20 protein-coding genes are annotated in these 26,993 nt (G+C 73.8%); 3 read left to right on the plus strand and 17 right to left on the minus strand.

Translation table 11 applies throughout. From position 1 onward, the window contains the following. Positions 1 to 15 precede the first annotated feature (15 nt). From mycP to ACZ4XJ_RS10655, 9 genes are all read right to left on the minus strand, one after another. Positions 16 to 1,203, minus strand: coding sequence for a type VII secretion-associated serine protease mycosin (mycP, locus tag ACZ4XJ_RS10615; RefSeq protein ID WP_468495889.1), 1,188 nt, complete (start codon positions 1,201 to 1,203; stop codon positions 16 to 18). Positions 1,204 to 1,224: 21 nt separating this feature from the next. Then, the gene (locus ACZ4XJ_RS10620; protein WP_468495890.1) at positions 1,225 to 2,613 is read right to left on the minus strand and encodes a hypothetical protein; all 1,389 of its coding nucleotides are present in this window, start codon (positions 2,611 to 2,613) and stop codon (positions 1,225 to 1,227) included. Then, complete coding sequence (locus ACZ4XJ_RS10625; protein WP_468495891.1) at positions 2,613 to 3,149, minus strand: hypothetical protein; 537 nt, start codon at positions 3,147 to 3,149, stop codon at positions 2,613 to 2,615. Before ACZ4XJ_RS10625 ends, ACZ4XJ_RS10620 begins: the two co-directional genes overlap by 1 nt. A 96-nt stretch (positions 3,150 to 3,245) precedes the next feature. After that, a complete protein-coding gene (locus ACZ4XJ_RS10630; protein WP_362880449.1) occupies positions 3,246 to 5,498 on the minus strand; it encodes a xanthine dehydrogenase family protein molybdopterin-binding subunit in 2,253 nt (750 codons plus the stop codon). A gap of 110 nt (positions 5,499 to 5,608) precedes the next feature. After that, positions 5,609 to 7,780: a (2Fe-2S)-binding protein gene (locus ACZ4XJ_RS10635; protein ID WP_468495892.1), complete on the minus strand. Its 2,172-nt coding sequence runs from the start codon at positions 7,778 to 7,780 to the stop codon at positions 5,609 to 5,611. Beyond that, positions 7,777 to 8,697 (minus strand): FAD binding domain-containing protein, encoded by a 921-nt coding sequence (locus ACZ4XJ_RS10640; RefSeq protein WP_362880439.1) that lies wholly within the window; start codon positions 8,695 to 8,697, stop codon positions 7,777 to 7,779. Before ACZ4XJ_RS10640 ends, ACZ4XJ_RS10635 begins: the two co-directional genes overlap by 4 nt. Positions 8,698 to 9,023: 326 nt before the next feature. Further along, positions 9,024 to 10,715, minus strand: coding sequence for a beta-N-acetylhexosaminidase (locus tag ACZ4XJ_RS10645; protein WP_468495893.1), 1,692 nt, complete (start codon positions 10,713 to 10,715; stop codon positions 9,024 to 9,026). A gap of 160 nt (positions 10,716 to 10,875) precedes the next feature. Next, positions 10,876 to 11,160, minus strand: a complete 285-nt coding sequence (locus ACZ4XJ_RS10650) for a DUF3039 domain-containing protein (RefSeq protein ID WP_281211013.1) — start codon at positions 11,158 to 11,160, stop codon at positions 10,876 to 10,878. Between the two features lie 28 nt (positions 11,161 to 11,188). Next, entirely contained in the window at positions 11,189 to 11,749 is a 561-nt protein-coding gene (locus tag ACZ4XJ_RS10655) for a YqgE/AlgH family protein (RefSeq protein WP_468495894.1), read from the minus strand. 263 nt (positions 11,750 to 12,012) lie between these two features. On the opposite strand from ACZ4XJ_RS10655, the gene murA reads away from it, so the two are divergent. Beyond that, positions 12,013 to 13,356, plus strand: coding sequence for a UDP-N-acetylglucosamine 1-carboxyvinyltransferase (gene murA, locus ACZ4XJ_RS10660; protein ID WP_362880443.1), 1,344 nt, complete (start codon positions 12,013 to 12,015; stop codon positions 13,354 to 13,356). A 142-nt stretch (positions 13,357 to 13,498) separates the two neighbouring features. Here murA and ACZ4XJ_RS10665 read toward each other — a convergent pair whose 3' ends face one another. From ACZ4XJ_RS10665 to ACZ4XJ_RS10700, 8 genes are all read right to left on the minus strand, one after another. Continuing rightward, the gene (locus tag ACZ4XJ_RS10665; RefSeq protein WP_007264399.1) at positions 13,499 to 13,780 is read right to left on the minus strand and encodes an HU family DNA-binding protein; all 282 of its coding nucleotides are present in this window, start codon (positions 13,778 to 13,780) and stop codon (positions 13,499 to 13,501) included. Positions 13,781 to 14,423: 643 nt separating this feature from the next. Continuing rightward, a complete protein-coding gene (locus ACZ4XJ_RS10670; protein WP_362881640.1) occupies positions 14,424 to 15,830 on the minus strand; it encodes an NAD-dependent malic enzyme in 1,407 nt (468 codons plus the stop codon). 561 nt (positions 15,831 to 16,391) lie between these two features. Beyond that, the gene (locus ACZ4XJ_RS10675) at positions 16,392 to 18,698 is read right to left on the minus strand and encodes a HelD family protein (RefSeq protein WP_468495895.1); all 2,307 of its coding nucleotides are present in this window, start codon (positions 18,696 to 18,698) and stop codon (positions 16,392 to 16,394) included. A 281-nt stretch (positions 18,699 to 18,979) separates the two neighbouring features. Then, positions 18,980 to 19,558: a CGNR zinc finger domain-containing protein gene (locus ACZ4XJ_RS10680; protein WP_362881643.1), complete on the minus strand. Its 579-nt coding sequence runs from the start codon at positions 19,556 to 19,558 to the stop codon at positions 18,980 to 18,982. An 82-nt stretch (positions 19,559 to 19,640) separates the two neighbouring features. Continuing rightward, on the minus strand, positions 19,641 to 20,183 hold the full coding sequence (locus ACZ4XJ_RS10685; protein WP_468495896.1) for a GNAT family N-acetyltransferase: 543 nt from the start codon (positions 20,181 to 20,183) through the stop codon (positions 19,641 to 19,643). Between the two features lie 75 nt (positions 20,184 to 20,258). Further along, the gene (locus ACZ4XJ_RS10690) at positions 20,259 to 21,554 is read right to left on the minus strand and encodes a uroporphyrinogen-III synthase (RefSeq protein WP_468495897.1); all 1,296 of its coding nucleotides are present in this window, start codon (positions 21,552 to 21,554) and stop codon (positions 20,259 to 20,261) included. A 227-nt stretch (positions 21,555 to 21,781) separates the two neighbouring features. After that, positions 21,782 to 23,152: a nitrate/nitrite transporter gene (locus ACZ4XJ_RS10695; protein ID WP_362881647.1), complete on the minus strand. Its 1,371-nt coding sequence runs from the start codon at positions 23,150 to 23,152 to the stop codon at positions 21,782 to 21,784. Positions 23,153 to 23,248: 96 nt separating this feature from the next. Further along, entirely contained in the window at positions 23,249 to 24,217 is a 969-nt protein-coding gene (locus ACZ4XJ_RS10700; RefSeq protein ID WP_362881649.1) for a LysR family transcriptional regulator, read from the minus strand. An 84-nt stretch (positions 24,218 to 24,301) separates the two neighbouring features. On the opposite strand from ACZ4XJ_RS10700, the gene ACZ4XJ_RS10705 reads away from it, so the two are divergent. Together ACZ4XJ_RS10705 and ACZ4XJ_RS10710 are read left to right on the plus strand one after the other, a co-directional pair. After that, complete coding sequence (locus tag ACZ4XJ_RS10705) at positions 24,302 to 25,570, plus strand: MFS transporter (protein ID WP_468495898.1); 1,269 nt, start codon at positions 24,302 to 24,304, stop codon at positions 25,568 to 25,570. Between the two features lie 94 nt (positions 25,571 to 25,664). Beyond that, complete coding sequence (locus tag ACZ4XJ_RS10710; RefSeq protein WP_468495899.1) at positions 25,665 to 26,924, plus strand: SH3 domain-containing protein; 1,260 nt, start codon at positions 25,665 to 25,667, stop codon at positions 26,922 to 26,924. Positions 26,925 to 26,993: the final 69 nt, after the last annotated feature.

Consider the following 26,993-nt stretch of genomic DNA (forward strand, 5'->3'; position numbering starts at 1 on the left):
CGGGTCCGGCTCTGATCAGCGGTGGTGGGTACGGCGTACGACGACGGCCGCGACGGCCCCGCCGATGAGGAGGCAGGCCCCGATCCCGAGCGCGAGCCAGGGGGGTCCGCCGCCGGTGTCGCCGCCGGTTCGGGGTACGGATGCGGCGGCGCGCGACGCCTTGCCGGCCGCCGGGGTGGTCGCGGACGCGGTCACGGTCGCGCCCCTGGCCTCGGCTGCGGCCAGGTCGGGCAGCGGGTACACGTCCGCCGGCCCGGGGTCCCCGGGCGCGGGCACCGCGACCCGGGGTCGCACGACGCCGTAGCCGACGTAGTCGTTCCGCTCGACGCCGTCCACGGGCTTCCCGGCGGTGTTCAGCAGGACGCGGAGCACCTGGTGGTTGGTCCATCCGGGGTGCGCGGCCCAGACCAGCGCGGCGGAGGCGGAGGCGAGCGCGGAGGCGTCGCTGGTGCCGTGGCTGGTGCAGAGCCCGGTCTCCTTGGCGCAGCCCGTGACGATCTCCGTGCCGGGGGCCGACAAATCGACCTGTCGACCATGCTGCGATTCCTTGGTCGCCGCACCTTCCGCGTCCACGGCCGCCACCCCCACCACACCGGGCGTGGCGGCCGGGTAGCGGATCTCGTTCGTGGTGTCCCCGTCGTTGCCGACACTGGCAAAGATCAACTTCCCCTTGGAAAGGGCGTATTTCACGGCCTCGGTCCGGCCGGGATCATCCTTGGCCGTGCCCATGGAAATGTTGATGACCTTGGCTTGGGAGTCAGCCGCGTACCGAATCGCAGCTGTCCAAATCGGCCTCGTCTCGTTGAATTCGTGCGGCACTCTGATCGGTAGGATCTCCGCGCCAGGGGCTAGACCGAAGGCACCATCGCCGCTTGGATGCTTTCCGGAACCGGCAATCACTGCGGCCATGGTGGTGCCGTGCTTCTCCTGATCGTCACGCTCGCCACCCCGGTAGCCCTTGTGTCCAGCGGCGAAATCCTTGCCCGGAAGAACTCTCCCGTCGAGTTCCGGAATTCTTCCGACGCCTGTGTCGATGACGGCGACGGTGACCCCCTTGCCCGTACTGAGCTTCCAGATCTCATCGGCTTTCATGACATCGAGGTGCCATTGCTGTTCTCGGATCGTCTGCGCATGGGCAGGAGTCGTTGCGACCCCAGCCAGCAGAAGACCTACCAAAGCCGCGATCGCATTCCGCGTGCGCATCCCGTGCAAGGTCCGTTCCACTCAGTCGATCACCGGAGGAACAACGCGACGGTTGCCCTGCCAGGCCTCGACGTCCTCGACCAGATAGTCGGGGCGACTGCCCCTCTGCCCATCACGTCGGCCTCCCGACGTCTGGAACCCCCCACCGGCAGGACCCATCACCCCACCAACTCCGCCAGGCCCCATCCCGTTGCGCACGAGGCCTGAGCCACCCTGGGTGAAGGGCTGGTTCCCTGTCGCCGACTGCCGTCCTCCTACGACACCGCCCGACTCCATCACCGGCCGCCGACCGGTCGCTGCTCCCGGGCCACCGGGCGGCGCACCACCGAAGCCGCCACCCATGCCGCGACTCACTGCGGGCGCACCTTCAGCACCGATCACCGTGCCATGCCGAATTCCCGCATTCGTGCCGTGAGGTGGGGTTGATCTGCCGCCGACGACGTTGGCTACGGAGCCAGTACCGGCCGGAGCACGCGTGGCAGGCAGTGGACCACCGGCAGAACTGGATGCGACGACGTTGGGTGGAAGCGGGACGACCGGGATGGGCTGATGCGATGCGATGCTCCCCCCGGTGCCAGGACTCATGGTTCCGATTCCTCCCGGCCCGCTGAAGGTTGGGGTCGGCGTCCGCTCCGACAGCATCGTGGCGCGGTCGAGAGACAACTCCACATCTCGGTCCGGCATAACGGGCGCAGAAAGGTGCCGCATCGCCGGCGGAAGGGTGGGGTCGCCTGAAGACTGCTGCCTGTGCTCCCATCCGACTTCAGCCTCGGTAAGGGTGCCCCCTGGAGCCGAGGTCACGTCATGGGCACGCAGACCGGCACCGCCATCCGGGACATCCCGTACCCGGCTTCGCAGAGCATCACCCGAGGCGGGCGCCGGCTCGAAAACCCCCGGGGGCGGTGGGAACGTCGGGATTTCGGCTCGCTGGAGTTGCGTCGTCGCGGTCTCGTACGACTGGGCCAGCTTCGTGAGTTGTTGGACCGCCCGGTCGTGGTCGGCGGTGAGTTTGGTGTGGGCCGTGCGGGCCGCCTCATGGGCGTCGGGGTCGTTGTGGTGGTCGCGGGCCGAGCGGAGGTCGGCCGCGGCGGCGGTGTCGTACGGCGGGGTGTTCGCGCGGACCTCGACCATCGTTTGGGCGGCTTCCGTCAGCCACTTGCCGGCCTCGGCGCTGTATGCGGACAGCCGGAGCGTGGCGTTGCCGGTGCGGCTCACCCAGTCCTGGAAGGCGTGGGCGGCTTCGCCCTCCCAGCCCCCGACCCGGTGCCTCTTGAGGCTTTCGCCGATCTCCTCGATCGCCGCCGCCGCGTTCGACAGGTGCGCGGCACGCGCCGTGACCGTCTCGGGGTCCAGGGTGGCGATCATGGCCAGGAGTTGCGCGTGGGTCCGGCCCTCGAAGTCCGTGGCCATCAGAGGCCGCCCCCGGCCGTGCTCGCCCCGGCCCGCCCGGCCTCCTCGGCGGCGGCCTGCTCGGCCCGCTCGGCCCGCGCCGCCCGCGCCGCCTCCTCACGGGCCCGCGGATCGCGGTCCGGGACGTAGTCCCGCTTCGCCTGCCCGACGATCGCCCGCATCCGCCGACGCGTGTCCTCGTCCACGTCCCCGTAGCCCTTGCCCGCCGTGAGGATCGCGATGCCCAAGGCCTCGATCTGCGCCGCCAGGCCGCGGGAGAGGCCGCGGAGTTCGCCGTGGACGGCCCCGTACGCGCGGAGGAGGGCGTCGGCCTCCGCGAAGCCCGTGCCCAGCGTGCCCGTCGGGAGGGCGCCGTGGGCGAGTGCGCCGTCGTCGGCCGCGGAGCCGTCGAGCTTCGCCAGGAGGGCGTCCACCAGCTTCTTGTAGCCGGTCATCGACGCGTACTCGACCTCCAGGGCCCCGGCCTGCCGCGTCAGCGCGTCGGCCACGCCCGCGGCCACGCCCGCGCCGGCCACACCCCCGGATAACCCCGACACCGCCGCCACACCGGCCTCCCGTCACACCCCGCGCACGTTCGCGCACTCAAGGTGAGCACTCTGGCCCGGGTCGGCACCGCAACGCGGCGCGCCGGATCAGGAGTTGGTCGTGGTCACCGGCGCCGCCACCGCCGCCGACGGCCGGATCGGGATCCGGTTCACCGGCCGGCCCGTCGCCGCCCGGACCGCCGAGGCGATCGCCGCCGGCGTGGTCACCACCGGGACCGCGCTCGCCGCCTTCGCGCCGAACGGGGCCACCACGTCGCGTTCCTCGACCAGCTTGACGATGCGCACCGTCGGCGCGTCCAGCGACGTCGGCAGGGCGTAGCCGGTCAGGTCGGGGTGGCGTACGAGGCCGGCGACCGAGCGGAGGTTCTCCGTCAGGGCCGCGCCCACGCCCTGGGTGACGCCCGCTTCGATCCGGGCTTCCAGCTGGCGCGGGTTGAGGACGCAGCCGACGTCCTGGGCCACGGCCAGTTCCACGACCCGGACCGAGCCGAGCTCGATGTCCACGTCGACGACCGCGCGGATCGCACAGAACGCGAGGCCGACGAACGCGTCGCCCTGCCCGTCCGCGTCCAGCGGCTCCGTCGGATGCGGGCGGCACTGGGCGGTCGCCCAGAGCTCCTTGCCCTCTATCGCCTCCGGTACGGACATCGAGAACGCGCCGTCGTACGACGTGATCCGGCCGTCCGCGATCTGGAGCAGCTCGGTCGACATGCCGAGCTTGTGCGCCATGGGTTGCAGCAGCTGGGTGCGGACCATCTTCGCCGCGCGTTCCACCGCGCCGCCCGACACCCACGTGTGGCGGCCGTGCGCCGACGGGCCGGCCGGCGGCTGGTCGGTGTCGACGGGGGCCATCGCCACCTCGTCGACGCCGAGCACCTCCTGGACGATCTGGCGGGCCAGCGTCGCGAAGCCCTGCCCGGTGTCGACGGCCGCGCAGATGACGGTGGCGGTGCCGCCGACCACCTTCACCGTGGCCGTCGAGACCTCGTCGGCGCCCTCGGCGCCGAGCATGTGGACCATGCCGAGGCCGTACCCGACCCCGCGCCGCACCGCCCCGGGCTCGCCCGCGCCCTCGGGGCCGCCCGGCAGCAGCCACTCCTCCTCCGGGGTGTCCTTGGGGAGGGAGGGCAGCGGGTAGTCCCGTACGGAACTCAGCAGTTCCGCCACGGGCGCCGGGCAGGTCACGGTCTGGCCGGTGGGCAGGATGTCGCCGGTCGCCATGACGTTGCGCATGCGCAGTTCGGCGCCGTCGATGCCGAGCGCGGCGGCCAGCTTGTCCATCTGGCCCTCGTACGCGGCGCAGACCTGCATCGCGCCCTCACCGCGCACGTGGCCCGAGGGCGGGTTGTTCGTACGGACCGCCCAGCCCTCGACGAAGGCGTGCGGGACGACGTACGGGCCGCAGGCGAACGCCACGGCCGCGGCCAGCGACTCGGAGGAGGCGTCGGCGTAGGCGCCGGCGTCCATCAGGATCTGCGCCTCGACCTTGACCAGCCGGCCCTCGGCGTCCGCGTGGTGGCGGTAGCGCAGCAGCGTCGGGTGGCGGTGGGCGTGGCCGAGGAAGGACTCCTCGCGGGTGGCGGCCAGTTTCACCGGGCAACCGGTGCGCAGGGCGAGCAGGCCCAGCGGGAGCTGGAAGGCGGGGTCCTCGCGGTCGGACGTCGCTCCGGGCACGCCCGTGACGACGACCCGCACCCGGTCCGGCTCCAGCCCGAAGCAGGCGGCGGCGAGGTCGCGGTCGGTGTGCGGGTCGGTGGAGGCGGTGTAGATCTCCACGCCCCCGTCGGGCCGCGGCACCGCGAGGCCGGCCTCCGCGCCGATGGGCGCGGGATCCTGGCGGCCGATCCGGTACAGGCCCTCGACGACGATCTCGCCGGTCGCCTCGGGGTCGCCGTAGCGCAGCGGGATGTGTCGGATCAGGTTGCCGTCCGGGTGGAGCGGGGCGGCGCCGAAGGACTGCTCGGGGTCGGTGACGGGGTCGAGGAGCTCGTACTCGACCGCGATGGCGGCGGCCGCGAGGCGGGCCGTGTCGGGGTGGTCGGCGGCGACGGCGGCGATGGGCTCGCCGTGGTGGCGCACCACGTCGTGGGCGAACACGGGCCGGTCGGCGATGCGGCGGCCGTGCGTGCCCGCGCCGGGGACGTCGAGGTGGGTGATGACGGCGCGCACGCCGGGCATCTCGGCGGCGGCCGAGGTGTCGACGGACAGGATCCGGGCGTGGGCGTGCGGGGAGCGCAGCACGGCGGCCCACAGGAGCCCCTCGGCCCACAGGTCGGCGGCGTACGGGAAGGTGCCCTCGGTCTTGGGCCGGGCGTCCGCCGACGGGACGGAGGCGCCGATTCCGCGCGGGGTGCGCGGCTGGTCGCCGTCCCCGGCGGCGGTGACCGTCGTGACGGAGGTGGTGGCCGTCGTCGCGGCCGTGGTCGTCGCCGTGGCGCCGTCGTGCCCGCTCACGCCATGCCTCCGTTGTGCTGGAACCCGGGGTTGCCGGGGTTGCCGAGGTTCCCGGGACGGCCGGGGTTCCCGAAGTCGCCGTGGTCGCCCGGGTCGCCCGCGCCTCCGGGAAGACCGGAGTGACCGGGATGACCGGGATGACCGGGATGACCGGGATGACCGGGATCCCCCTGGACCCCGCCCTCACCGGGCAGCGCCTGGTGCGGAATCCGCGGCTCACCGCCCGCGCCGGCGGCACCGTCGGCGGCACCGGCCGCCGCCGCACCGCTCGCCTGCGCCTCGTCGTCCGTCGTACCCGCGCCCGTACCCGGCGCCCCGCGCTCCGCGACGACCTCGCGGACCGCCTCGATGACGCCCTTGTAGCCGGAGCAGCGGCACAGGTTGCCGCACAGCGCCTGCCGGGTCTCCAGGTCGCTGGGGGCGTGGTTGCCCTCCAGCAGGTCGTGGATCGTCATGGCCATGCCCGGAACGCAGAACCCGCACTGCACCGCGCCCGACCTGCACAACGCCTGCTGCACGTCCGACAGTTCCCCGTCCGTGGCCAGCCCCTCCACGGTGCGGACCTCGCTCCCGGCGGCCGTCGCGGCCGGCACCAGGCAGGAGGCGACGAGCCGGCCGTCGACCTGCACCGCGCAGGCCCCGCACTCACCCTGCGAGCAGCCGTCCTTGGCGCCCGCCAGGCCGAGGCGCTCGCGCAGCACGTAGAGCAGGGACTCGCCGATCCAGGCGCCGGTGACGGGCCGATCGGCGCCGTTGACGCGCAGGACGTAGGAGGCCGCCGGGTGCTCGTGCTGCGCGACCGCCGGGCTCGGCTCCTCCTCGTACGTCGCCCCCTGCACCGGGAACCGCTCGGCGCCGTCCCCGGCCGGGGGTGCCTGGTCGCTGTCGGGGGTGTCCTCACCCGGCGCGGGCGGGTCCCCCGCTTCGGCCGGTGTGGGCGGCACGGCCGCGAATCCGTGTCCGTGGGTGTCCCCGGGGCCCGTGGCCCCGGCGTCCACCGGACGGGGCCGCTCCTCCTCGACCGGCGTCCGCGCCGGGCCGTGGTCGGCGTCGATGTCGGGGCCGGCGTGCAGCAGGGGCTCCGGCTGCGGGCCGGGCTCGGGCAGCGGCTCCGGAAGCGGGGTGCCCACACCGGGGCCGCCCAACACCCTCGGGCCACGCCCGGCGGCTCCCGCCCCGGTCCCATCGGCCCGCCGGTCGCCGTCCTCGCCGGCCCCGACCGAACCGGGCAACACCCCGGCGGTCAGCATCCCGCCGGCCAGCGCCCCGGCGGGGTCCGGGTCCCCGCCGTCCGCGCCCGCCCAGGGGGCGGCGCCGCCGAACGTGTCCGTCCGACCGTCGTCCTGGTAGCCCCCGGCGTACCCGCCCCGGTATTCCGCCGGGTATCCGTCCTGCCCGGCGGCCGGGAACTCGCCGGTTCCCCGGTAGCCGTCCGCGCTCGCGTAACCGTCCCTACCCGCGTAGCCCTTCGCGCCGGCGGAACCCGCTGGGTCCGGAGCGTCCCCGAAGGCCGAGAAGTCCGAGAAGTCGGAAGAGCCCGAAGCGTCCGAAGGGTTGGAGTAGTCCGAGAACTCCGAGAACTCCGCATACGGCGAGAACTCCCCGTTCCCGCCGGAAAGTTCCGGCGCTCCCGCGCCGCCCGTCGGCAGCGTCCACTGCCCGGTGCTCACGGACCCGTCGGACTGCTGCGCCGCGTCGGGGAACTGCCACTCGGCCGTCGCGGAGGGGTCCGGGTCGTGTCCGGGCTCCGTCGGGCCGGTGTCGCCGTAGGCGGCGGCCACGGAGGGCGGCAGCGGGATCGACGCGGGGATCGGTCCGCGGTCGGGGGCCGCGTCGGCGCCCGACCCGCCCCCGTTGCCCGCCCCGGCCTCCGGCCACTGGAACGGCATCGTCCAGGTGCCCGTGGCCGTCGGGTCGGCGCTGGCCGAGCCGAGGGGCACGATCATCGGCGGCGGCACGTACCCGTGTCCGGGCGCGGCGAGGGGCTCGCCGCTGTCGAGCGCGTCCAGCATGTGTTGCGGCAGCTTCACGAAGGCGGTGGCCTCGGAGTCGAACTCGCCGCCGTGCGGCACCGGCTCCCAACCCCAGTCGGTGCCGCCCGGGTTGCCCCTGTTGTCCGAGTTGCCCGCGTTCCCGGTCGATCCGCTCACGTTCTCGTTCTCACTCATGAGGTCAGTGCCCTCCCCAGGGCCCTGCGCGCCAGCACGGCCACCGTCCGCCGCAGATGCAGTACTCCGGAGGACACCGGTTCCCCCTGGTCGGGCACACAGGCGGCCGCGACGTACTCGCCGAAGGCCTCCAGCGCCTCGGGGGCCAGGGTCCGTTCCCCGTCCCAGTCGATCAGCGAGGCCACCCACCGCTCGGCCTCCAGCGGCCGCAGCGGCATCGGGGCGACCGCGCCGACGGCGCAGCGCACGCCCCGGCGCGCGGGGTCGAGCACGAGCCCGACGGAGGCCAGGGCCCGTCCCGGTCCGGTGCGCCCGGTGGCCTTCAGGAACACCTGCGGCGCGTGCAGCAGGGGCACCCGTACGAAGCCGATCAGTTCGCCGGGCCGGAGCATCTCGCGGCCGGCCAGCAGGTGGGAGACGGGGATCTCGCGCTGCGATCCGCCGGGTCCGACGATGATCAGCATCGCTTCCAGCGCGGCCAGCACCGGGAGGGCGTCACCGGTCGGGGCGGCCGTGGCGATGTTCCCGCCGAGGGTGCCCGCGTTGCGGATCTGCGGCGGGCCGGCGGCGCGGGCGGCCGCGGCGAGCGCCGGGATCAGGGCGGCGAAGTCGGGGCGGCCCATGCGGGCGTGCGTCAGGCCGGCGCCGAGCAGCGCGTGTCCGTCCTGGTACTGCCAGCCGCGGATCTCGTTGATGCGGCCGAGGCCCACCAGCGCGGCGGGCCGCAGCAGGCCGGCGTTGACGGCGGCCATGAGGTCGGTGCCACCGGCCACGGGTACGGCCGCGGGCATGGCGGTGAGTGCCGCCACGGCCTCGTCGAGCGAGGTCGGCAGCGTCACGGACTGCGACGCCCGGTCCGCATGCGGAGGTTGCGGCTCCTGAGCCGCATGCGATGCGTGCGGTGCGTGCGTGGTCAACCCAGCTGCCCCTTCCCGATGTCCCGGTCCCGGCGCTCACGCCTGTCCGCCGTACGGTACGTCCTCACCGCCGGGAGGTGGCAACTCTGGCACATCTTCCGGAGCACCCGGCGCGAGGGTCTCCCGGGTGCCGCACGACCCGAACCCGACCGCGCACCGCGACGCCGGCCCGACCACCGCGAGGGCGCCCGGGCGGGTGGCCGTACGACCACGCGCCCGGGCGCCCGTTTTTCCCCGTATCAGCCTTATTCGGGAGAGAGTTCCAAAGGTTTCCGAAGAGTTCCGCTTCCGGCCGTCGGCCGTCGTGGCGCCGGCACCCGCCCGGGTCACACGATCGGAGGCTCCCCCTCGATCGGCCGGCCGAGCACCCCCGGCCGGCGCTGCCACGGCAGTGGGCCGCCCGGAGGCCGGTAGTCCACGCCGAGCGCGTCGAGCCGCGCGTAGTGGGCCACCATCCGCGCCTCGAACCCGACGTGGTCCCGGGATTCCGGTTCGGGCAGCGTCGACCACACCACCTCGGCGAAGGCCGCCAGCCTCGGGAACACCTGGTAGTCGACGCGGCTCTGATTTTCCATCACCTCGCTCCACACGTTGGCCTGCGCGCCCAGCACGTGCGCGGCGGCCTCCGGCGACAGCTTCGGCGGCACCGGCTCGAAGCGGTACACGTCCGCCAGGGAACGCACGTACCCGATGGGCATCGGCTCGTCCGGACCGCCGGCCTGACGGTGGTCCAGGTACACCTGCTGCTCCGGGCACATCACCACGTCGTGCCCGGCCTCGGCGGCGGCCACGCCGCCCGCGTAGCCCCGCCAGGACGACACGACGGCGCCCTTGCCCAGGCCCACGGCGCTCAGCCCCTCGCCGGACCCGGCGGCCCGCGGGTCGGCGCCGGCGCCGCCTTCCAGGATCTCGTCCCAGCCGACGAGGCGCCGGCCGCGCGCGGCGAGCCAGCGGTCGAAGTGCCGGATGAACCAGGACTGGAGGCCGTCCTCCCCGTCCACGCCGAGCTCCGCGATCCGCGCCTGCGCCGCCGGGGAGGCCTTCCACTGGACCTTGGGGCACTCGTCGCCGCCCACGTGGACGAACGGGGACACCTGGGCCGGGAACAGCTCCAGCAGCTCCTCGAAGACGCCTTCGTAGAACCGCAGTACGGCCTCGGTCGGCGCGAGCACGTTCTCCGAGATGCCCCAGTCGTCCCACACCTCCAGCGCGGCGGTGTCCACCACGTCGGCGTTCCCGAGCTCCGGGTAGGCGGCGATGGCGGCCTGGGAGTGGCCGGGCAGGTCGATCTCGGGCACCACCCGCACGTGCCGTTCGGCGGCGTAGGCGACGATCTCGCGGATGTCGTCCTGGCTGAGGAAGCCGCCGTGGGGCGTCTCGTTCCACAGCGGTGAGGCCCGGTGCCCCAGACGGCTGCGGGAGCGCCAGGCGCCGGTCTCCGTGAGCTTCGGCCGGCGCTTGATCTCGACGCGCCAGCCCTGGTCGTCCGTCAGGTGCAGGTGCAGCACGTTGAGCTTGTGCGCGACGAGCAGGTCGATGTAGCGCAGCACCCCGTCCTTGGGGAGGAAGTGCCGGGCGATGTCCAGCATCATCCCGCGCCAGCCGAAGCGCGGGGCGTCGTCGATCGCGGCGTACGGCAGGCTCCAGGTCCGGTCGGGCAGCGGCGCCCGGCGGTACGCGTCGGGCCCGAGCAGCTGACGCAGCGTCTGCGCGCCCCAGAACAGGCCGGCGGCCGAGGCTCCGGTCAGCTCGACGCCGTCCGCCCCGATGTCCAGCCGGTACGCCTCCGGTCCGGCCCCGCCCGCGCGCTGCGGGTCCACGGTCAGGCGTACGTCGCCCCGCGCGCCGGGGTCGGCGTCCGGCAGCTCCCACCCGGTGGCCGCCCCGAGTTCGCGCCGCAGCCACCGCGCGACGCCCTCGGCGCCGGGTCCGACGACGAGGGCCGGCCGGGGGCCGAAGGCGTACCTCCGTCCGTCCCCGTCGGGAACCGCGTTCCGGGGTGCGGGGATCAGGTCCATGCGTCAGCCCTTCGCCACAGCCAGCGTGTTGCACCCTGCGCAACGCACGTTCCGCAGGATGCTCGTCGCGCCGACACTAACCCCCGTCACGGGCACACAAAAGGCCCCCGGCGCGCATCCGCGCACCCGGGGACCTTCGGCGGAGGGGTCGAGGACCTTCCTACTTGTCCTTGCCGCCCTTGTCCTTGTCGCCGCCGGCGCCCATGGACTCGTAGATCTCCTTGCACATGGGGCAGACCGGGTACTTCTTCGGGTCGCGGCCCGGGACCCAGACCTTGCCGCAGAGCGCGACGACGGGGGTGCCCCCGAGCGCGCTCTCCATGATCTTGTCCTTCTGGACGTAGTGGGCGAAGCGCTCGTGGTCGCCGTCGCCGTGGGAGACCTGCGGCGTCGGCTCTACGAGGGTCCCCGTACCAGTCCCGCGATCGGGCTCAAGAGTGCTCATAAAGCCAGGGTACTGAACGCCACCGGGCTCAGTTCAGCGACGGGTCGTCCAGATAGGTGGCGACCATCGCGAGGTCGCTGCGCTGGCGGCGCAGCACCGCCCGCCACAGCCGTTCGGGGTCGGGGAAGGAGACGTCGCCCGGCTCGGAGTCCACGACGTACCAGGCCCCGTCGCCCAGCTCGACCTTCAGCTGACCGGGGCCCCATCCGGAGTAACCGGCGAAGATGCGCAGGCCCCCCAGGGCCGCCGCCAACAGTTCGGGCGGCGCCTCCAGGTCGACGAGGCCGATCGCTCCGTGCACCCGGCGCCACCCGAGCGGCCCCTCCTCACCCGGGATCACGGCGACCCCCAGGGCCGAGTCGAGCGCCACCGGCCCGCCCTGGAACACCACCCCGGGGTCTCCGGCGAGCGGCGCCCACGGCAGCAGGATGTCCCGTACGTCCACCGGGGTGGGCCGGTTGAGGACGACGCCGAGGGAGCCCTGCTCGTCGTGGTCGAGCAGCAGGACGACCGCGCGGTCGAAATTCGGGTCCGCGAGGGCTGGGGTGGCCACGAGCAACCGCCCTGTGAGGGAGGACACCTCGGTCATGCGGACATGATCCCGCACAATCGCCCTTCAGGGGGAGCGGACGGCGGTATCGGATCGTGCGCAGCTCAGGGCGCACGGCGGCAGCGAGGAGCGCGCGCGGCGAAATCCCCCGGAAGTGAACGCTCCGCTACTTGCCGCGCACACAGGGTGCCGTACCGGGTTCATGACAGTCCTACGGCCGCGTCAGCCATGCGAACAAGGGGGTGGTGCCCCTTACCCTTGCCACTGATCCCCTGCCCATCCCTCTCCGGAACGCGAGATCCATGACCGGCATCAGCGACGATGTACTGCTTGTTCACGGCGGAACCCCGCTCGAGGGCGAGATCCGTGTCCGCGGCGCGAAGAACCTCGTGCCGAAGGCCATGGTCGCCGCACTCCTCGGCAGCGAACCCAGCCGTCTGCGCAACGTCCCCGACATCCGTGACGTCCGGGTCGTGCGCGGGCTCCTGCAGCTGCACGGCGTGACCGTGCGCCCCGGCGAGGAGCCGGGCGAGCTGGTGCTCGACCCGACCCACGTAGAGAGCGCGAACGTCGCCGACATCGACGCGCACGCGGGTTCCTCCCGGATCCCGATCCTCTTCTGCGGCCCGCTGCTGCACCGCCTCGGCCACGCCTTCATCCCGGGCCTGGGCGGCTGCGACATCGGCGGCCGGCCGATCGACTTCCACTTCGACGTGCTCCGCCAGTTCGGCGCGACCATCGAGAAGCGCGAGGGCGGTCAGTACCTGGAGGCCCCACAGCGCCTTCGCGGATGCAAGATCCGCCTGCCCTACCCGTCGGTCGGCTCGACCGAGCAGGTGCTGCTGACGGCCGTACTGGCCGAGGGCGTCACCGAGCTCAGCAACGCCGCCGTCGAGCCGGAGATCGAAGACCTCATCTGCGTCCTGCAGAAGATGGGCGCGATCATCTCCGTCGACACCGACCGGACCATCCGCATCACCGGCGTCGACCGCCTCAGCGGCTACAACCACAAGGCGCTCCCGGACCGCCTGGAGGCCGCCTCGTGGGCCTCCGCGGCCCTGGCGACCGGCGGCAACATCTACGTCCGCGGGGCGCAGCAGCGCTCGATGATGACCTTCCTCAACACGTTCCGCCGGGTCGGTGGCGCGTTCGAGATCGACGACGAGGGCATCCGCTTCTGGCACCCGGGCGGCCCGCTGAAGGCCATTCACCTGGAGACGGACGTCCACCCGGGCTTCCAGACGGACTGGCAGCAGCCGCTGGTCGTCGCCCTGACCCAGGCCTCGGGCCTGTCGATCGTCCACGAGACGGTCTACGAGTCCCGCCTCGGTTTCACCTCGGCGCTGAACCAGATGGGTGCTCACATCCAGCTGTACCGGGAGTGCCTGGGCGGCAGCGCGTGCCGTTTCGGCCAGCGCAACTTCCTGCACTCGGCGGTCGTGTCCGGCCCCACGAAGCTCCAGGGCGCCGACCTGGTCATCCCCGACCTGCGCGGCGGGTTCTCGTACCTGATCGCGGCGCTGGCGGCCGAGGGCACCTCGCGCGTCCACGGCATCGACCTGATCAACCGCGGCTACGAGAATTTCATGGAGAAGCTCGTCGAGCTGGGCGCGAAGGTCGAACTGCCGAACGGCGACCTGGTCTGATCCCCGCCTGATCCCGTCCGGGGCCCCACGGGGCCCCGGAAACGCCGAAGGGCGGCCACCCCCGCGGGGGTGGCCGCCCTTCGGCGTTCTACGTACCACTGCCGTCCCGAGGGCCTCTGCGGCCCTCGGCACAAGGGCGGTGCTACTTGCCCTTGGCGGCTTCCTTGAGCTTGGAGCCCGCGGAGACCTTCACGCTGTAGCCGGCCGGGATCTGGATGGGGTCGCCGGTCTGCGGGTTGCGCGCGGTGCGAGCGGCACGGTGGGTGCGCTCGAAGGTCAGGAAGCCGGGAATGGTGACCTTCTCGTCGCCCTTGGCGACAATCTCGCCGACGGTCTCGGCGAGCGCGGCCAGAACGGCGTCGGCGTCCTTGCGGGTCACCTCGGCGCGCTCGGACAGAGCGGCCACCAGCTCACTGCGGTTCATGTTGTACTCCCGTGTTCAACTTGCCTTAGAGGCGTGAGATCGAAGCCGATGCTGCCAGGGCCCTCGGACAGTCCCCGGACCCGGGTCTGAACGTCAGACCCTCTCGCCCGGTTACGCATCCTGCCCCCACCAGCGGCGGGAAAGCCAATCCGGCACCCGCCAGGGTCACACGAAAAGCGCCACAGTCACGCCGCGGTGACGCTCCGTCCGCACCGGAGGCCATCCGGTTGGATGCGGACCGCGAGCCACGCGGGCATCCCCGCAACCCTAGAGGCGGCCCGCCGGGCCCGCATCCCGCGACGCGCCGGGACGCGGGCGTGGGGCCCGTCACAACGGCGGCCGGAACGCGCTTCGAACGGGTCTTCGGACAGTCGTGGGACCGTCCGGCAGCGGCCGTTCGGACGGAGCGCCCGAACGGGCGGCCGGAACGGCGCGCGGGGGGCGGTCCGCGGGGCGGGCCGACGGAGGCCGGCCCGAGGGGCCGAACGGGGCCCCGGGCCCCGCCTGTCGGCCACGAGCCGCCCGTACGGCCGTGACGGCACGCGGCGGGTGCGTGCGGCGCCGCACGCACCGCCCCACGCGCCGTCAGGCACGCCGAACGGGCCCGGCGGGCCCGTGGTGGCCGCCGAGCCCGTCCGGGAGGCTACTGGCCGGCGGTGGCGGCCTTGCGGACCGCTCCGGCGACCGCGCCCGCGACCTTGTCGTTGAAGACCGACGGGATGATGTAGTTCGCGTTCAGCTCGTCCTCGCCGACGACGTCCGCGAGGGCGGTGGCGGCGGCCAGCATCATGTCGGTGTTCACGGTGCGGGACTGGGCGTCCAGCAGACCGCGGAAGACGCCCGGGAAGACCAGCACGTTGTTGATCTGGTTCGGGAAGTCCGAGCGGCCGGTGGCCACGACGGCCGCCGTCCGGCGGGCGACGGCCGGGTCCACCTCGGGGTCCGGGTTCGCGAGCGCGAACACGATGGCGCCCTCGGCCATGGCCGCGACGTCCTCGCCGGAGAGCACGTTGGGGGCCGAGACGCCGATGAAGACGTCGGCGCCGACCACGGCCTCCTTGAGGGTGCCGGTGTAGCCCTCGGGGTTGGTGTTGTCCGCGATCCAACGCAGCGGGGAATCGGCCGCCGCGTCCACCAGGTCGGGACGGCCCGCGTGCACGACACCGTGGATGTCGGCGCTGACCGCGTTCTTGACGCCCGCCGCGAGGAGCAGCTTCAGAATGGCCGTACCGGCGGCGCCGGCGCCGGACATGACGACCTTGACGTCACCAACTGCCTTGCCGACGACGCGAAGTGCGTTGGTCAGCGCGGCGAGGACGACGATCGCGGTGCCGTGCTGGTCGTCGTGGAAGACGGGGATGTCGAGGGCCTCGCGCAGCCGGGCCTCGATCTCGAAGCAGCGCGGTGCGGAGATGTCCTCCAGGTTGATGCCGGCGAAGCCCGGGGCGATGGCCTTGACGACGGCCACGATCTCGTCGGGGTCCTGGGTGTCCAGGCAGATCGGCCAGGCGTCGATGTCGGCGAAGCGCTTGAAGAGGGCCGCCTTGCCCTCCATGACCGGCATGGCGGCCATCGGGCCGATGTTGCCCAGGCCCAGCACGGCGGAGCCGTCCGTCACGACTGCGACGGTGTTGCGCTTGATGGTCAGGCGCCGGGCGTCCTCGGGGTTCTCGGCGATCGCCATGCACACGCGGGCGACGCCCGGGGTGTAGATCATCGAGAGGTCGTCACGGTTGCGGATGGGGTGCTTGGACGCCATCTCGATCTTGCCGCCGAGGTGCATCAGGAAGGTTCGGTCGGAGACCTTGCCGAGGCTGACGCCCTCGATGCCGCGCAGCTTCTCGACGATCTCGTCGGCGTGCGCGGTGGAGGTCGCGGCGATGGTGACGTCGATGCGGAGCTTTTCGTGGCCGGAGGCGGTCACGTCGAGGCCGGTGACCGAGCCCCCTGAAGACTCCACGGCGGTGGTGAGCTGGGAGACCGCGGTTCCGCTCGCGGGCACTTCCAGGCGGACCGTCATCGAATACGAGACGCTGGGCGCCGTTGCCATGGCCGTGTTCCTCTTCTGTCCCTGATTTCGCTGTACACGGGGCCCGCACACGACAGGTGTGACGGGTCCCGTTGTCCGATCGTCCCACCTACCAGCCGGTAAAAGGTAACCAGCTACAAATTTCGGAAGAACTCTTCCACCATACGAGAGAGTCAGGGCGGGCGGAATGGTGGATTAACACAAAACAGGTCCGCGCCCCCCACTGGGTGGAGGGCGCGGACCTGGTGTTCCGTCTAAGACACCGACCCGCCATGCTCGCCTCGCGGCAAGTGGTCGCTCTGGGCGACGAAGGTTGGGCCCGGGGGCTTGGATCGAGCCGGTGTCCTGACCAGGCTAACAAAGGTTCGCCGAATGCGATCCCCCTCCAGCGGGTTCGATCGCCCGATCACGCTCCTGGCCGCGGGCCATCCGGCCCCGCCCGGGAAGCCGACCCGGGGGCGGGCGGCTGGAACCCGGCCCCGGGACGCGGGCGGCGTACGGGGCCGGGGTTCGCGTACCGGGTTCGGGTACCGGGTTGGCGTACCGAGTTGGCGTACCGAGTTGGCGTACCGGGTTCGCCCCTCAGGGCCGCAGCAGCTCCGCGACGCCGTCCGGGCCCGGCCGGTCGCCCGGCGCCGAGACCACCGTCAGCTGCTGCGTCGCGCGCGTGAGCGCCACGTACAGGACGCGCAGGCCGGCCGGGGACTCGTTCGCGATCTCCGCCGGGGAGACCACCACCGTGGCGTCGTACTCCAGGCCCTTGGCCTCCAGGCTGCCCAGCGCCACGGCACGCTCCCCGAGGTCGGCCAGCCAGCCGGCCGCCTCCGCCCGGCGTTCCATGGCGACGACGACGCCGACCGTGCCGTCCACCTGCTCCAGCAGCCGCCGGGTCTCCTCCCGGACGGACGCGCCCAGGTCGGCGCCGGCCACCGCGAAGCGGGGCTCCAGGCCGGTGGAGCGCACCGCGGTGGGCGGCTCCATGCCCGGCATCGCCAGCTTCAGCACCCGCGAGGCGACCTCGGCCACCTCGGCCGGGTTGCGGTAGTTCACCGTGAGCGTGAAGCGCCGGCGCGGCCTGCGCCCCAACGCCTCGTCCCGGGCGGCGGCCGCCTCCTCGGGATCGGTCCACGAGGACTGCGCCGGGTCACCGACCACCGTCCAGGTGCCCATCCGGCCCCGCCGGCCCACCATCCGCCACTGCATCGGCGTCAGGTCCTGGGCCTCGTCGACGATCACGTGCGCGTACTCGGTGCGCTCGGCCGCGATCCGTTCCGCCCGCTCCCACTGGGTCTCCTCGCGGGTCGGCATCAGCTCCTCCAGCCCGCTGAGCTGGTCCAGCGGATCCATGTCCCGCCTGCGCCTGGGCCGCGCCGGCGCGCCGAGGAGCTGCTGGAGCTCGTCCAGCAGGGCCACGTCGTGCACCGACAGCGGACCCTTGCCGTCCGGGCCGACCCGGCGCAGGGAGCGCGCCAGCTGCCGGGTCTCGCGCGGGTTCAGGTCCCGGCGAGACCAACGGCCGAGGCGCCGCTCGTCGGCCATCGCCGCGAGGACCTTGCGCGGGGTGAGCTCGGGCCACCAGGCGTTCAGGAACCCGATGAAGTCGTCCTCCGTCGAGATGTCCTCGTCGAACGCGGACCGCAGCTCGGCCGCGAGCTCCGGGTCGCTGTGCCGACCCGCGCCGCCGGACTTCGAGTAGAGGGCGTCGAGGAGCAGCTTGCGGGCGCGCGGGCGCAGCAGGTTCACCGGCGCCGTCCCGCCGAGCACGTTCTGCCGGATCCGGTTCAGCTCGGCGGACTCCAGCTCCTGACGCCGTCCGAAGGCCACGACGCGCAGTCGATCGGGCGCGTCGCCCAGCTCCAGGGCGCCCCGTACGGCCTTGCGGAGCACCTTGAGCATCCGGGAGGAACCCTTGATCCGGGCGACGGCCGGATCGTCGTACGTGGTCGCCTCGGCCCCGTCGACGAGCGAGCCGAGTGCCCGGATGGCGACCTGCCCCTCCTCGCCGAGGGAGGGCAGCACGCCCTCCGTGTAGGCGACGAGCAACGGGGTCGGCGACACGATCAGAATGCCGCCGGAGTAGCGCCGCCGGTCCTGGTAGAGCAGGTACGCCGCCCGGTGCAGGGCGACGGCGGTCTTCCCGGTGCCGGGCCCGCCCGCCACCTCGGCGACGGACGCGGCGGGGGCCCGGATGACCAGGTCCTGTTCGGCCTGGATGGAGGAGACGATGTCGCGCATGGAGTGCGTCCGCGCCCGACCGAGGGCGGCCATCAGCGCCCCGTCGCCGATGGCGGGCAGCTCGACGCCGTCGAGGGTGGCGGTGACCTCGGGACGCATCAGGTCGTCCTCGACACCGAGCACCTTGCGGCCCTTGGACCGGATCACGCGCCGCCGCACGACACGGCCGGGGTCCTTGGGCGTGGACCGGTAGAACGGCGCGGCCGCGGGGGCGCGCCAGTCGATGACGAGGGGCGCGTAGTCGGTGTCGAGTACGCCGATGCGCCCGATGTGCAGGGTTTCGGCGATGTCGGCGGTGAGGTCCGGGCGGATCGCGTCGTCGGCGGGCTCGACGGAGGTGAAGGCGCCGTCGGCGCCGCGCTCCCCGTCCTTGCCCTGGACCAGGTCGATCCGTCCGAAGAGGAAGTCCTCGAACTCGTTGTTCAACCGGTTGAGGTGGATCCCGGCGCGGAACACCTGCGCGTCGCGCTCGGCGAGCGCGCCGGGCGTGCCGACCTGGCCCCGTTTGGCGGCGTCGTTCACCAGGAACTCGGCCTCGTGGATCTTCTCCTCAAGGCGTCGGTACACCTGGTCGAGATGCGTCTGCTCGCCCGCGATCTCCCGATCGCGGACGGAATCCGCCGTGCTGTCGACAGCGGCATTCTGCGCGGCCACCAAGGCCCCCTTCTGACGTGCATGGGCGACCGTCAACCGTACGCGAATCCAGCCCCTGTCCGCACGCCGGTTCCGCGCGCCGGACGAATTGCGCGGATCGGGGCGGGGGGAGCGGGATCGGACTTGGGCGGGTTGGGGAGGGTTTGAGGGGAGGGGGTGGGGAGCGGGTCTCTCAACGATGAGACGAGGGGACGGACCCGTTCCTGCCCATCCGTCCCCCATGCCGTTCCTTCGGGGGTTTCCCGACCCCCCCCGCCCCGAGGTGCGCCGCCCACCCGTCGTCAGCCCGACCCCGCCCCCGCCACCCCCGCCACCCTCCGGCGGTGGCGGGCCACGCGTTCGCGGTTGCCGCAGAGTTCGCTGCTGCACCAGCGGCGGCGGTGGCCGCGGGAGGTGTCCAGGTAGACCCGGGCGCAGCCGTCGCCCGCGCAGGCGCGGAGCAGGGCCATGTCGCCGGGTTCCGTGAGGAGTTCGACGGCGTCGCGGGCCACCGCGGCGAGCAGGCCGGCGCATTCGACGCCGCCGCACAGTTCCCGTACGAGGTGGCCCTCACGGTCCCGGACGGCGCACAGGCCCGGGGGTGGGCCCGCGGCCGCCGCGTTGACCCGGGCGAGGGCGTCCTCGGCGGGGGGCCGGCCATTGAGTGCGGCGCGGACGAGGCGGTCGACGTCGTCGCGCAGGCCGCGGAACGCGGCCACCCAGTCGGGGCCCAGGCCTCCCAGCGGGGTCCGGTCGGGCACCAGGCCGGCGCCGACGAGCCACAGGCGCAGCTCGTCGCCGTCGCGGAGGCCTTCGGTGTCCCCGTGGGGGGTGAAGGTGGCCAGCAGGGCCAGACAGACCCGTCCGGACTCGAACCACATGCCCGTCACCGCCTCGGTCGCCGGGAGCCGCCTCCCCAGAGTGCCGTCGGCGGGGGCGATGCGGAACCCCCCGCGAGGGGGGCTACGGGGCGGGCGGGTCGTCGTGGAGCAGGCGTTGGAAGAGGACGTGGTCGCGCCAGGCCCCGTTGATGTGGAGGTAGCGGGGCGCGAGTCCGTACGCGGTGAAGCCGGCCTTGGCCAGGACCCGCTGGGAGGCGAGGTTGTCCACCAGGGTGCCGGCTTCGACGCGGTGCAGCCCGGCCTCGTCGCGGGCGATCCGGCAGACCTCCTCGACGGCGGCCGTCGCGATCCCCTTGCCGGCCCACGCCCGGTCGATCCAGTAGCCGACGCCGCCGCTGCACAGCGGGCCGCGGACGAGACTGCCGAGGTTGATCGTCCCGATCGGGGCGCCGTCGGCGGTCAGGACGTACGGCAGGGCCCGCCCGGCGTCGCGGTCGGCGAGCAGGGTCCGCAGCCGCTCCAGCTGGCCCCCCTCGGTGTAGAACTCCGGGGCGCGCCGGGGCTCGTACGGCGCCATGTACGCGCGGTTGCTGGCCAGTACGTCGGCCAGCCCGGCGGCGTCGTCGAGCGTGACGCCCCTCATCCCCACCCCGTCAACGATCATCCGAGCACGCTAACGGAACCGCCCCGCCCTGCCCAGGCCCCGGCCCGGCCGGCTCACGGGCAGGGCGCCCCGCCCTCACCCCCGCTCCGCGAAGCGGTCCTCGCCGCCGGCGTCCACCGACAGCCGGTAGCCGCGTTTGACCACCGTCTGGATCAGCAGCGGCGCCCCGAGGGCGGCCCGCAGTCGGGCCATCGCCGTCTCGACGGCGTGCTCGTCGCTGCCCGCGCCCGGCAGGGCCCGCAGCAGGTCGGCCCGGGACACCACCCAGCCGGGCCGCCGGGCCAGCGCCGCGAGCAGGGCCATGCCGGCCGGGGGCACCGCCCGCAGCTCGGCGTCGACGAGCACCGCGTGTCCGCGGATCTCCAGCCGGTGTCCGGCCACGGCGAGCACCCGGGCCCGCCCGGGCAGTTCCTGGCAGAGCAGTTGGACGAGCGGTCCGAGCCGGAAGCGTTCGGGCTGGACGGTGGGGACGTCCTCCGCCTGTAGCGGCAGCGCGGTGACCGGGCCCACGCAGGCGGCCAGGACGGGCCCGCGCAGCGCCTCCAGCACGGCCTCCCGCAGTCCGCGTTCCGCGGCCCGGGAGAGCAGGGAGGCGGCGGCGGGCGCGGAGGTGAAGCCGAGGGCGTCGACGGCGCCCACGGCCACCGCGTCGAGCAGTCGGTCCAGCGGGGCGAGGTCCTCCGGCGGCATCCACCGGTAGACGGGTACGGGGACCACGTCGGCGCCGCCGGCGCGCAGCGCCTCGACGAAGCCGGGGAGGGGTTCGCCGTGGAGTTGGAGGGCGATGCGGCGGCCGGCGACGCCGCCGTCGAGCAGCCGGTCCAGGACCTCGGCGAGCGATTCGGACGCCGGTGACCAGGACTCCACCAGCCCGGCGGCCCGTACGGCGCCCTTCACCTTGGGTCCGCGTACGAGGAGTTCGCTCGCCCGGAGCCGGGCCAGCAGGTCCTCGCCGATGCCCCACCCGTCGGCGGCCTCGATCCAGCCGCGGAAGCCGATGGCGGTGGTCGCGACGACGACGTCCGGCGGGCTGTCGACGAGTTGCTTGGTCGCGGCCATCAGCTCGCTGTCGTCGGCCAGCGGCACGATCCGCAGGGCGGGCGCGTGGATGACGACCGCCCCGCGCCGCTTCAGCAGCGCGATGAACTCGTCCGCCCGGCGAGCGGCGGTGACCCCGACGGTGAACCCGGCGAGCGGTCCGGTGGGAACGGCCGCTCCTCCGGCCCCTCCCCCGCCCGCTCGGGCCGCGCCACCGGCGGCCCGACGCCCGCCCCCGGCCGAACCCCCGTCCGCGCTCCCGCCCGCGCTCCCGCCCGCGTCCGCGGCCCGTCCGCCGTGCGTCGCGTCGTCGCCCTCGTGGTCGTCGTCCATCGTTGTGACCTGCCTCGGCTGCCGTGCCCGGGGCCCGCTGGGCCTTCCCGGGTGGGGTGGGGTGTCTCGTACGCGGTGGAGTCTCCCGTCCCCGAGGGGGTCGGGGTGTCCCGTCCCCCGATCGGATCGGGGTGTCCGGCCGCGCGCACCGAGCCTGCCAAGCCGGCGTGTCGGACTCGGTTCCACCGCATTTCGGCGCCGTAACGCCGCCCGCCGCGCCGGTGCCGTCACACGGCGGTGAGCTGCGGTTTCGCCTCGGTTCCGGCGGTGGGTGCCGGTACCGCCGCCGGGCGGCGAAGGTATACCGCCCAGGTGACGGCGCAGCACGCCGCGTAGAAGCCGAGGAAGGTGACGAAGGCGGCGGTGCCGGAGCCGGAGGAGGCGAACGCCTCCCGGAACACCAGGTTGATGGCGAGTCCGCCGAGCGCGCCGACGGCCCCGATCAGTCCCATGGCGGCGCCGGAGAGCCGGCGGCCGTACGCGGCGGCGTCCTCGCCGTCCATTCCGCGGGCCAGGGCCTTCGCCTGGAAGATCCCGGGGATCATCTTGTAGGTGGAGCCGTTGCCGACGCCGCTGAGCGCGAACAGGGCGACGAACCCGATCAGGAACACGGGCAGGGAGGCCCGTACGGAGGCCAGGACGACCACTCCGGTCGCCGCCGCCATCGCCACGAAGCAGGCCAGGGTGATCCGGGCGCCGCCGAGCCGGTCGGCGAGCGCGCCGCCCACGGGCCGCACCAGGGAGCCGAGCAGCGGTCCGATGAAGGTCAGCGACGCGGCCTGGAGCGGGGTCCGGCCGAACTGGGTCTGGAGCACCAGGCCGAAGGCGAAGCTGTAGCCGATGAAGGAGCCGAAGGTGCCGACGTAGAGGAACGCCATGATCCAGGTGTGGGCCTCACGGACCGCCTCCCGGACGGCGCCCGCGTCGTTGCGCACGGGTGCCAGGTTGTCCATGCGTACGAGGGCCAGGGCGGCCGCGGCGACGATCAGCGGCAGGTAGGCGGCGAGCAGCAGCCGGGGCCGGTCGGCCCCGGCGGTCGCGATGACGAGGAGGGCGGCGAGCTGCACGACGGGGACGCCGATGTTGCCTCCGCCCGCGTTGAGGCCGAGGGCCCAGCCCTTCTTGCGGAGCGGGAAGAAGGCGTTGATGTTCGTCATCGACGAGGCGAAGTTGCCGCCGCCCACCCCGGTGAGCGCGGCGACGACCACGAAGGTGGCGTACGAGGTGCCGGGCTCCATGACGAAGAGCGCGGCGACGGTCGGCGCGAGGAGCAGCAGGGCGCTGACGACGGTCCAGTTGCGGCCGCCGAAGCGGGCGACGGCGAAGGTGTAGGGCACGCGCACCAGGGCCCCGACGCAGGTGGCGGTGGCGATGAGGAAGAACTTCCCGGCGGGGTCGATGCCGTAGCGGGGACCCATGAAGAGGACCATCACGGACCACATGGACCAGATGGAGAAGCCGATGTGTTCGGAGAGGACGGAGTAGAGGAGGTTGCGGCGGGCGGTCCGCTCCCCGGTCTCCTTCCAGAACGTCTCGTCCTCGGGGTCCCACCGCTCGATCCAGCGGCCCCCCTCGCGCGGTGCGGTCGTACGGGTCATCACTCGCCTCCACAGCTCTCGCGTCCTTGGTCCGACGGTAGGAAGGGCGCGTTTCGGCCCCGGTCCCCGCCGGATGACCGGCGGGATACCGTGCACTCACCCGCCGCCGGGGCCCGGTGTGAGTGTGGCGGGGAGCCAGCTGCCCGGGGGGACGTCCAGCCAGCCGGCCGGGCCCTGGAGTTCCTCGACGGCCCGCAGCAGGGCGTCGAGGCCGGGGTGGCGCAGGTCCGTGCGCCACACCATGGCCAGCGGGGACAGCGGGACGGGGTCGACGAGGGGCCGTTTGACGGCTCCGGGCATGTCGGCGAAGCCGACGGTGACCAGGACCGGGTTGCGGGTCTTGGCCATCACCCGGCCGAACTCCTCCTTGCCGACGGCGACCGGGGCGGGCGGCGCCGCGTGGATGCCCCGGCCGGCGAACAGTTCGCCGGCCAGCCGCGTCCACTCCGCGGTGCGCGGGTTCCCGGCCCCCGTGTACACGGTCTCCCCGGCCAGCGCGGCCAGTGGTACGTCGTCCCGCGCGGCCAGCGGGTGCCCGTCGGGCAGCAGCACGGCGAGGGGTTCGTACCGCACGGGCCGGTGCGCGAGGCGGGAGCGCAGCGCCGGGTCGAGGCCGGCGGCGTAGCCGAAGGAGACGTCCAGCCGGCCGGCGACGACCTCCCCGGCGGCGTGGGTGAGGCCGCTCTCGAAACGGGCCATCAGTTCGCAGCCGGGGGCGAGTTCGCGGGCGCGTTCCAGGACGCTGCGGCCGGTGCCGGGGCCGTCGGTGTTGACGTCGACGAGGAGGGCGCGGGGCGGCCCGGTGAAGGCGGCGGCGAGTTCCTCGTGCGCGCGCAGCACCTCGCGGGCGTACGGGAGCAGTCGCTCGCCCTCGGGGGTGAGTTCCACGGCCCGGGTGGTGCGGGCGAACAGCGGCGCGCGGACGAGGAGTTCGAGGCGGCGCACATCGCGGCTGAGCGCCTGCTGGGCCACGTGGAGGCGGGCGGCGGCGCGGGAGAAGTGGAGGTCCTCGGCGACGGCGACGAAGCCGCGCAGCAGCCGGGGGTCGACATCGCGGGTGGTCATCCCCGGAGATTAACAACTCGGAGCGGTGAATGGCCCCCGAACAGGTGTTGGACCGCGGGCCGGTGCGGGCCGCAGGCTCGTGGCATGCCGCAGAAGACCCCGTTCATGGCCGTGACGGGCAGCACCCTGGTCCTGTCCCCCCGCCGCCCCGGCCCCGTCGCCCCCGCCACCCGCCGTACCCGCCCGCCGGGCCCGTACCGCCGGCTGTTCGCCGTGCCGGGCGCCCGGGGCTTCACCGCCGGGAACCTGATCGCCCGCCTGCCGATGGGCATGTTCGGGATCAGCGCCGTACTGATGATCGCGGGCCAGCGCGGTTCGTACGCCCTCGCCGGCGCGGTCACCGCGACCGGACTGGCGGCCACCGCGCTCGTCGCCCCGTGGACGGCCCGGCTGGTCGACCGGTACGGCCAGGCCCGGATCGCCCTGCCGGCCACCGCGGTCGCGGTCCTCGGCTCGCTGTCGCTGGTCCTGTGCGTCCGTACGCAGGCACCGGCCTGGACCCTGTTCGCCTCGTACGCGGCCACCGCCACCACCCCCAACATCGGCGGCATGTCCCGGGCCCGCTGGACCCACCTGCTGCCCCCGGCCTCGCACCACACGGCGATGTCCTTCGAACAGGCCGCCGACGAACTCTGCTACCTGCTCGGCCCGGTGGCGGCCGCGTTCCTGTGCACGGCGCTCTTCCCGGAGGCGGGCACCCTCGTCGCGGCGGTCCTGCTGCTGACCGGGATGGCGGTGTTCACCGCGCACCGCGCCACGGAGCCGCCGGCCGCCGCCGCCCGGCCCGTGACCGGCGCCGGCCCTTCCCCGGCGCGCCGGCTGCTGCCGCTGCTCGGGCTGTTCCTCGCCACCGGGGTCGTGTTCGGCTCGATGGAGGTCACCTCGATCGCGCACCTCGGCGCGCAGGGGCTCGGCGCCGCCACCGGCCCGGTCCTCGCCCTCCAAGCGGCGGGCTCCTGCGCGGCCGGGCTGCTCTACGGCACCCGCCGGCCCCGGAGCCTGCGCACGTGCCTGCTCGCCCTGGCCGCGGCGATGGCGCTGCCCTGGATCGCGGCCCGCGCCGAGTCCCTCGCCCTGTTGGGCTGCGCGCTGTTGCTGGCGGGCGCGGCGACGGCCCCGGCGATGGTCACCGCGATGGCCCTGGTCCAGCGGGCCACCCCGCGGGAGCGGCTGAACGAGGGGCTGACCCTGGCCGTCACGGCCATCCTCGGCGGCATCGCCGTCGGTTCGGCCACGGCGGGCCTGACCGTCGACCGCCTCGGCACGACGACGGCGTACCTGCTGCCCGCCGCGGCCGCCCTGTTGGCCCTGCTCGCCGCCGTGACGGGACGATTTGATCCGGCGGCCGAGTGATCACTCCCGCGTGGTACGCACCACCGCCGCGCGGGATCGGCCATAACTGGGGGGCCTTCCCCCCGACGCCCTTCCCCTTGCGGAGGAACACCCCTTGCCTGCTTCCCGTTCCGTGCCCGCCGCCCTGTTCGTCGCCGCCGTCACCGCCGGCTGCCTGCTGCCGGCCGCGCCGGCCCTGGCCGCCGCCTCGGACCTGCGCTTCTCCCAGCCGTACGTCCCCTCGATCGCTCCCGGCACGACGGGGCGCGTGGTCATCTCGGCCGCGGGCGGGGCGGACGCGACGCGCAGCAGCACCTTCCGCATCACCGCTCCGGAGCGGACGACGTTCCCCGAGGCCCGCGTCTACTGGAACGGCGACCGCGCGGCCGGTTCGTGCGAGCGCTCGTCGGACGCCCGCCTGCTGACCTGCGACGCGGGAACCCGCGCGGGCTTCACCTTCCCGGCGAACACCCGGACCCGGCTCGCGGTGGCGCTGCACGTGGACGCGGACGCCCCCGAGGGCGCCACCCTGGACGGCGGCGAATGGGCCGCCGGCTCCGAGGAGTCGGCCCTGTTCGCGGTGTCCACCCCGGTGACGGGCCCCAAGGGCGACGACGGCCGGCCGGGCCACGACGGTCACCACGGCAAGCCGGGCCGCCCCGGCCCGCAGGGCGACAAGGGCGACAAGGGCGACAAGGGCGACCAAGGGGACCAGGGCGAACGCGGCGAACGCGGCCCCAAGGGCGACCGCGGCGACACCGGCCCGCAGGGCCCGAAGGGCGACCAGGGCCCGTCGGGCGGCCCCCGCGGCGAGAAGGGCGACCGCGGCGAACGGGGCGAACGCGGCCCCAAGGGCGACCGCGGCGACACCGGCCGGGGCGGCCCCGCCGGTCCCCGCGGCGAGGCGGGCCCCCGCGGCCCGAAGGGCGACCGCGGCCCGTCCGACGGCCCCCAGGGCCCCAAGGGCGACCGCGGCGAGAAGGGCGAACGCGGCCCGAAGGGCGACAAGGGCGACACCGGAAAGCCCGGCGCCTGCAAGAAGTGCGAGAACGGCCACGGCGGTCACGACAAGCCCGGCCACGACAAGCCGGGCCACAGCAAGCCCGGTCACAACAAGCCGGGCCACGACGGACACGGCAAGAAGACCCCGAAGGCCCGCATCATCTCGCCCGGCAAGGGCCTCGGCATCCGCTCCGGCCCCGGCACCAACTACGCCGAGAAGGGCAAGGCGCCGACCGGCACGGTCGTGGCCCTCCAGTGCAAGGTCAACGGCCAAAAGGTCGACGGCAACACGATTTGGTACAAACTCGCCGACGGCACCGGCTGGATCGCCGCCCGCTACGCCCAGAACCTCAACAAGGTCCCCTTCTGCTGACCTGACCCCCGCAGGGGTCCCCCACCCCGCCCGGACATGACGAAGGCCCCGCAGCCAGGAGCTGCGGGG

The sequence above is a fragment of the Streptomyces sp. NPDC029836 genome (assembly GCF_055574495.1).

Coding starts and splice junctions, on each gene's coding strand:
- mycP (WP_468495889.1), bottom strand. CDS start 1,203: ATGCGCACGCGGAATGCGATCGCGGCTTTGGTAGGTCTTCTGCTGGCT.
- ACZ4XJ_RS10620 (WP_468495890.1), bottom strand. CDS start 2,613: ATGGCCACGGACTTCGAGGGCCGGACCCACGCGCAACTCCTGGCCATG.
- ACZ4XJ_RS10635 (WP_468495892.1), bottom strand. CDS start 7,780: ATGAGTGAGAACGAGAACGTGAGCGGATCGACCGGGAACGCGGGCAAC.
- ACZ4XJ_RS10645 (WP_468495893.1), bottom strand. CDS start 10,715: ATGGACCTGATCCCCGCACCCCGGAACGCGGTTCCCGACGGGGACGGA.
- ACZ4XJ_RS10650 (WP_281211013.1), bottom strand. CDS start 11,160: ATGAGCACTCTTGAGCCCGATCGCGGGACTGGTACGGGGACCCTCGTA.
- ACZ4XJ_RS10655 (WP_468495894.1), bottom strand. CDS start 11,749: ATGACCGAGGTGTCCTCCCTCACAGGGCGGTTGCTCGTGGCCACCCCA.
- murA (WP_362880443.1), top strand. CDS start 12,013: ATGACCGGCATCAGCGACGATGTACTGCTTGTTCACGGCGGAACCCCG.
- ACZ4XJ_RS10665 (WP_007264399.1), bottom strand. CDS start 13,780: ATGAACCGCAGTGAGCTGGTGGCCGCTCTGTCCGAGCGCGCCGAGGTG.
- ACZ4XJ_RS10670 (WP_362881640.1), bottom strand. CDS start 15,830: ATGGCAACGGCGCCCAGCGTCTCGTATTCGATGACGGTCCGCCTGGAA.
- ACZ4XJ_RS10680 (WP_362881643.1), bottom strand. CDS start 19,558: ATGTGGTTCGAGTCCGGACGGGTCTGTCTGGCCCTGCTGGCCACCTTC.
- ACZ4XJ_RS10685 (WP_468495896.1), bottom strand. CDS start 20,183: ATGATCGTTGACGGGGTGGGGATGAGGGGCGTCACGCTCGACGACGCC.
- ACZ4XJ_RS10690 (WP_468495897.1), bottom strand. CDS start 21,554: ATGGACGACGACCACGAGGGCGACGACGCGACGCACGGCGGACGGGCC.
- ACZ4XJ_RS10695 (WP_362881647.1), bottom strand. CDS start 23,152: ATGACCCGTACGACCGCACCGCGCGAGGGGGGCCGCTGGATCGAGCGG.
- ACZ4XJ_RS10700 (WP_362881649.1), bottom strand. CDS start 24,217: ATGACCACCCGCGATGTCGACCCCCGGCTGCTGCGCGGCTTCGTCGCC.
- ACZ4XJ_RS10705 (WP_468495898.1), top strand. CDS start 24,302: ATGCCGCAGAAGACCCCGTTCATGGCCGTGACGGGCAGCACCCTGGTC.